The organism is Streptomyces sp. UNOB3_S3, assembly GCF_020740895.1.
Lineage (GTDB): Bacteria > Actinomycetota > Actinomycetes > Streptomycetales > Streptomycetaceae > Streptomyces.
Genome location: NZ_JAILXP010000430.1, coordinates 1 through 5,645, shown reverse-complemented (window position 1 = coordinate 5,645; position 5,645 = coordinate 1). Strand labels below are relative to the sequence as shown.

The window sequence follows — 5,645 nt, the reverse complement described above, 5'->3', positions numbered from 1 at the left end:
CCCGGACATGCAACGCGTCACGATCCGGATCGGCATAGACCGCCACACTGGCGATCCCCGCGTCCCGGCACGCACGAGCGACACGGACAGCGATTTCGCCACGATTGGCGATAAGCACCTTGCGCACAACAACTCCTCGACGCGGGCGGATCGGCCGGCCCGCTGGCAGCACTGGATGGGGATCAGGGATTCGGGGGCTAGGTACGGGGGCGCAGCGGCAGATGCATGTCGACCCTGGTGCCGTCCACGGGCGAGCTCTCGATCGCCAGCTTTCCGCCGATGTCCTCGATCCGCTGGGTCATCGACGCGATGCCCCGGGCCGGGCGGCCCTCGTCGGCGGTCACGCGCTCCGGGTCGAAGCCCCGGCCGTCGTCCTCGACGGCGGCGTGGACCCACCAGCGGGTGGTGCGGACGGAGACGGCGACGCGGCTCGCCCCGGCGTGCTCGAACGTATTGCGCAGGGCCTCGCGGACGGCCAGGAACAGCGCCCGGCGGTGGGCGGTGGCGACGAGGTTCTCATTGCCGGTGATCTTCACGGTGACGTCGAGGCCGGGCGGGGCGGCCTCCGCCGCGAAGCCCTCGATGGCCTCGCCGAGCGGCGGCAGCTCGGTCGCCGTGACCAACTCGCCCAGCAGGTCGCGCAGATGGTCCTCCGCCTCGTGCAGGAAGACCTGGGCGGCCGCGAGCCGGCCCGGGTCGCCCACGCCGGGGCCGCACTCGACGAGGAGGCGGCGGGCCGTGGCGAGGGCGCCGCCTATGTGGTCGTGGAGGTCATGGGCGACCCGGCGGCGCTCCTGCCAGCGGCAATCCGTGTGCTCGTCGGGCGTGGCGGTGAGGTCCGCGCTGGTGGAGTCTTTGGTTCCGGTTCTGGCGGGCCCGGTCGCGGCAGGGGTGGCTCCGGAGGGCGCGGGCGTGGGCTGAGGTGCACGGACGCGGCGGGGCCGTGGCGGGGTCGTCGCACGGGCCCGGGCCAGGCCCTCGTTGAGCGCCCGGGCGAAGTCCCGTCCGATGACCGACTCCCAGGCCCCGGGTTCCGTCCCCGTCGTCGCGCCCGCCTCCGCTCCCCCGGTGATGACAGAGGTATCCATCACAACTCCTCGTACCTCGCGGGACGTCCGAGCCCCTCGGGGAACTCCCCCCTCGGGACTCCTCCCTGGCCGAGAAGCTAACCGGAGGGGTCCTACTGTGTGTTCACCGACGGGTAATCACGCGGGTAATCACCAGAGTCGAGGTTCGTGGGTCAGGCGGTGACCGTCTCATGGGCGCGGCCGCCCGGCACCGGCGCGTGGGGCGGTCCCGTGCGGAGCCCGGCGCACACGTCGCGCACGACGAGGGCGCCGACGAGGAGGTCCCACATCCCCGTCAGCCGGGCGGCGAGCCGGTCGGGGTCCATGCCCCGGCAGGCGTCCGCCTCGGCGCCGGACAGCACGGCGGTGACCAGCCCCTCCGCCGAGTCGGCGGAGACGTCGGCGCGGATCACCCGCTGCTCGGCACACGCGTCGCGCAGCAGCCGCAGCCCGGTGCGGACGCACACCGCGTGGAAGTCGACGATCGCGGACCCGTCCCGGCCGCGCTCCCGGCCGATGCGCAGGCTGGCCCGGACGATGGGCTCCTCGCAGATCCAGCGGGCCAGGACATGGGTGACGTCGATCAGGGCCTGCATGGGCGAGCAACGGGTCAGCAGGTGGTCGACGGTCTCCTCGAGCATCGCGCAGCCGGCCCGCTGGACCGCTTCCGCCAGGTCCGTCTTGGAGGAGAAGTGGAAATAGAGCGCGCCCGTCGTCACCTCGGCGCACCGGCTGATGTCACTCAGCTTGGCGTCCGCGTATCCACATGCGTCGATCTGCGCGGCAGCGGCTTCGAGCAACCTCCTGCGGGTCCGCTCGGATCTCTCCTGCATCGCCGGTCAACTCCCCTTCCGGTCAATCCCCGGACGGTGGCCTTCCGCACGCGCCGTGGATGCTCTGCGGGCCCACAGAATATGCCCTCATGGCCCTTCCCAAGTGCCTGGATCAGGGGTTCTCGTGCGCGTCTCGTGCCAGCCTCGAGCGGCTCGGCCGAAAATACCCTGGCACGGTCCGCGACACACGCGAGGAGAAGACGCAGTGGGCAGTGATTGGTTCCGACGCTACGGCCAGGCTCCGCAGGACGGACCGCGCCTCGTCTGCTTCCCGCACGCCGGAGGGGCGGCCAGCGCCTTCGTGCCGCTGTCGCGCGCGCTGGCGCCGGCGGTCGACGTGGTGGCCGTGCAGTACCCGGGGCGGCAGGACCGCCACCAGGAGCCGCCGGTGGACGACATCGCCCGGCTCGCCGACCGGCTGGCGGACGAGATGAGCGCGCTGGACGACCAGCGTCCGTTCGCCTTCTTCGGGCACAGCATGGGTGCCGTGCTCGCCTACGAGACGGCGCGCCGGCTGGAGCAGCGCTCGGCCCCCGGGCCGGAGCGGCTGTTCCTCTCCGGGCGCGGGGCGCCGTCGGGGGCGCCCAGCCCCCACGACCAGGTGCGCACGGACGCACACGTCCTCGCCGCCATCCGGCGGCTCGGCGGTACGACGGGCGGGGTCTTCCAGGACCCGGACCTGCTGGCCATGGTGATGCCGGCGCTGCGCGCCGACTACCGGGCGATCGGGGCGTACGCGTGGACGCCGGGGGCGCCGCTGAACGTGCCCTTCACCGTGCTGATCGGGGACAACGACCCGGTCGTGACGGTCGAGGAGGCCGCGGACTGGCGCGGGTTCTCGGCGGCGCGGACGGACGTCCGGGTGTTCTCCGGCGGCCACTTCTACCTCGACCACCACACGCGTGAGGTGGCGGATCTCGTGGCCGAGGCGCTCGGGGTCGACGCGCTGGTTCCGTAAGGCGGCCGGCCGCCCTTGAACTCCCCGGCATTCACCGGGGAGTTCAAGGACCCGATAAAGAACACCCGATGACCGCGCCGCCGTATGGTCTGGCGCCATGAACGCTGAATCCCCTGTATCCGCCGGTTCCCCCGGTTCCCCCGGACTCGAACTCGCCGAGCCCTTTCTGCTGGAGTGGCTCGCCTCCGTCGGTCTCGACGTCGAGTACGTCCGAGCCGAGGGAAACACCCTCTACTACCGTGACGCGGACGGCGGGGAAATCCCCGTGGTCGACTACGCGGGCGGTTACGGCTCCCTGATGCTGGGGCACAACAACCCCGAAATCGTCGCCCTCGCCAAATCGCTGCTGGACGGCGGGGTCCCGGTGCACGCGCAGTTCTCGCGGCATCCCTACGCCAATCAGGTGGCCGCGGCGCTCAACACCATTCTCCAGCGGGAACTCGGCACGACCGACGCCTATTCGGCGATCTTCGCCAATACGGGCGCCGAGGCCGTCGAGGCCGCCATAAAGCACGCGGAGCTCGACCGCAGGATGCGGATGGACGAGCTGGCCGCTCCCATCGCCGGGCACCTGGAGGCCGCGCGGACCGCGCTCCTCGGCGGTGAGGCGTCGCTGTCCGGCGAGGCGCTGGGCGCGCTCGGGTTCAGCGCGACCGAGCGGGTGGACCTGGCGGCGTTCGAGGACCTGGCCGCGGAGATCGTCCGCCGGAACGACGCGGTCCGGCAGCGGCCGCCGGTCTTCCTGACGCTGGAGGGCTCCTTCCACGGCAAGCTGATGGGCAGCGTCCAGCTGACCCACAACGAGGGCTACCGGGCGCCCTTCTCCTCGCTCGCCGCACAGGCGCGCTTCATCCCCCGGGACCGGCCGGAGGCGATCAAGGAGGTCGTCGAGGCGGAGCGCGCCGAGCTCTTCGACGTCCTGGTCGAGGGCGGCACGATCGAGGTCGTCCGCCGCGAGGCGCCGGTGTTCTGCGCGTTCGTCCTGGAGCCGATCCAGGGCGAGGGCGGCATCAACGTCATCACGCGCGAGTTCGCGGCGGAGATCCAGCGGGTCACCGCCGAGATCGACTGCCCGGTCGTCATCGACGAGGTGCAGAGCGGCATGGGCCGCAGCGGCGCCTTCCTCGCGAGCTCCCTGGTGGGGCTGCGGGGCGACTACTACGCGCTGGCCAAGAGCCTGGGCGGCGGTGTGGCCAAGGCGTCCGTGATGCTGGTGCGCCGCGACCGCTACCGCAAGGAGTTCGAGCTGGTGCACAGCTCGACCTTCGCGAAGGACGCGTTCTCCTGCTTCGTGGCGCTGAAGGTGCTGGAGCTGATGGAGGCGGAGGACGGGCGCGTCTACCGGCTGGCCGCCGAGCGCGGGCAGGCCCTGCGGACCATGTTCGAGTCCGTGCGCGCGGACTTCCCGGAGGTCGTCGAGGACATCCGGGGCGAGGGGCTCATGCTCGGGTTCGAGTTCCGGGACCAGTCCGAGGCGGCGTCGGCCCCGATCCGCGAGAACGCGGGGTTCTTCGGGTACGTGGTGGCCGGGTACCTGCTGCGCGAGCACCGGATCCGGACGTTCCCGACGGCCAGCGCGGCGCACACGCTGCGGTTCGAGCCGTCGGTCTACCTGAGCGACGCGGAGATCGCGCAGCTTGAGGCCGGGCTGCGGGATGTCTGCCGGATTCTGCGGGAGCAGGACGGGGAGCGGCTGGTGGGCGCTGCCGCGTAGTCCTCGAACGCCGGAGGGGCTGACTTCGTCAGCCCCTCCGGTCGTGTCTACACCGCCGCCGGCAGGTTCAGCGGTCTGCGGACGCGGCCGAAGAGGTGGCGGAGGGCTCCTGAGGGCGAGCCCGAGGCCAGGAGTCTGCGCATGTAGCGACGGCGGTCGTCCGGGCCCTCGCCGACGGCGTCGACCTGTTCCGGCGCGACCATGAACTCCAGGAGGCGGTCGATGGCCGCGTCCGAGAGCGGGTCCAGGTCGAGGGTGCTGGTGTGCCGCTTGCCCGCGCCCCAGTCGGGGCGGCGCTGGAGCAGCTCCGGGCGGGCGGCCGCCACCACGAGCAGCGGGACGGCGCCCGCGGTCTCCACCAGGTCCTCGACGCAGTCCAGCAGGGCGTCGTCGGCCCGGTGGAGGTCGTCGATGATCAGGACCAGGGGGCGTTCGGCGGCGAGCGCCACGACGAGGCGACGCCAGGCGGACAGCGCCTCGGCCGGGTCGGCGGCCCGGTGGCCCGGGGTGACGAACGGGGTGAGCGGGGGCAGCAGGCGGTCGGCCTCGCGCTGGTCGGCGACCACGCGGCGGACGGTCGCGGCGAGATGGGCACGTGCCTCCCCGGCGGGCCGGCCGGGCAGGATGCCGCAGGCGGCGGCCAGGATCTCGCCCTGCACCGCGAGGGCGTCGTCCCCCGGGAAGGAGGGGGCGCGGCCCATCAGGAAGCGGGCGGGTTCGGGCTGGTCGGCGAAGGCGCGGGCGAACTCCGTCACGAAGCGGGTCTTGCCGATGCCCGGGTCGCCCAGGACGGTGACCAGGTGGGGCTTGGCCCGGTGCCGGGTGCGGCTCAGCAGGCCGCGCAGCAGGTCCAGTTCGCAGTCGCGGTCGACGATGGGGACGCTGTGCTCGCCGGGGTACTCGCGGCGGATGCCGAGCACCTCCCAGCCGGTGGCCGCATCGCCGGACGGGGAGACGGTGATCGCCGCCTCGGCGGCCTCACGGGTGGTGGCGCAGACCCGGACCTCCCCGGCGGGCACCCGGTCCAGCAGCGACTGGCCGGTGTGCAGCAGGGTGCCGATGAGGGTGGGCGG

General features: G+C 72.8%; 6 protein-coding genes. 2 read left to right on the top strand and 4 right to left on the bottom strand.

Annotated features, from left to right (window positions below; all coding sequences use genetic code 11):
* The 3 genes from K6I33_RS30845 to K6I33_RS30835 all read right to left on the bottom strand — a co-directional run.
* On the bottom strand, positions 1 to 127 hold a 127-nt coding region (locus tag K6I33_RS30845), incomplete at its 3' end, for a biotin carboxylase N-terminal domain-containing protein (RefSeq protein WP_136209427.1).
* 70 nt (positions 128 to 197) lie between these two features.
* Positions 198 to 1,088: a sensor histidine kinase gene (locus tag K6I33_RS30840; RefSeq protein ID WP_229357845.1), complete on the bottom strand. Its 891-nt coding sequence runs from the start codon at positions 1,086 to 1,088 to the stop codon at positions 198 to 200.
* 152 nt (positions 1,089 to 1,240) lie between these two features.
* Positions 1,241 to 1,900, bottom strand: coding sequence for a ScbR family autoregulator-binding transcription factor (locus K6I33_RS30835; RefSeq protein ID WP_229357844.1), 660 nt, complete (start codon positions 1,898 to 1,900; stop codon positions 1,241 to 1,243).
* A 205-nt stretch (positions 1,901 to 2,105) separates the two neighbouring features.
* Here K6I33_RS30835 and K6I33_RS30830 point away from each other — a divergent pair, with 205 nt between their 5' ends.
* Both K6I33_RS30830 and K6I33_RS30825 read left to right on the top strand, forming a co-directional pair.
* Positions 2,106 to 2,858 carry a thioesterase II family protein gene (locus K6I33_RS30830; RefSeq protein ID WP_229357843.1) on the top strand — a complete coding sequence of 251 codons (753 nt, stop codon included), beginning with the start codon at positions 2,106 to 2,108 and terminating at the stop codon, positions 2,856 to 2,858.
* A gap of 97 nt (positions 2,859 to 2,955) precedes the next feature.
* Complete coding sequence (locus K6I33_RS30825) at positions 2,956 to 4,572, top strand: aspartate aminotransferase family protein (RefSeq protein WP_229357842.1); 1,617 nt, start codon at positions 2,956 to 2,958, stop codon at positions 4,570 to 4,572.
* Between the two features lie 47 nt (positions 4,573 to 4,619).
* On the opposite strand, the gene K6I33_RS30820 is transcribed toward K6I33_RS30825, so the two are convergent.
* A partial coding sequence (locus K6I33_RS30820; protein WP_229357841.1) for an AAA family ATPase occupies positions 4,620 to 5,645 on the bottom strand: 1,026 nt, incomplete at its 5' end.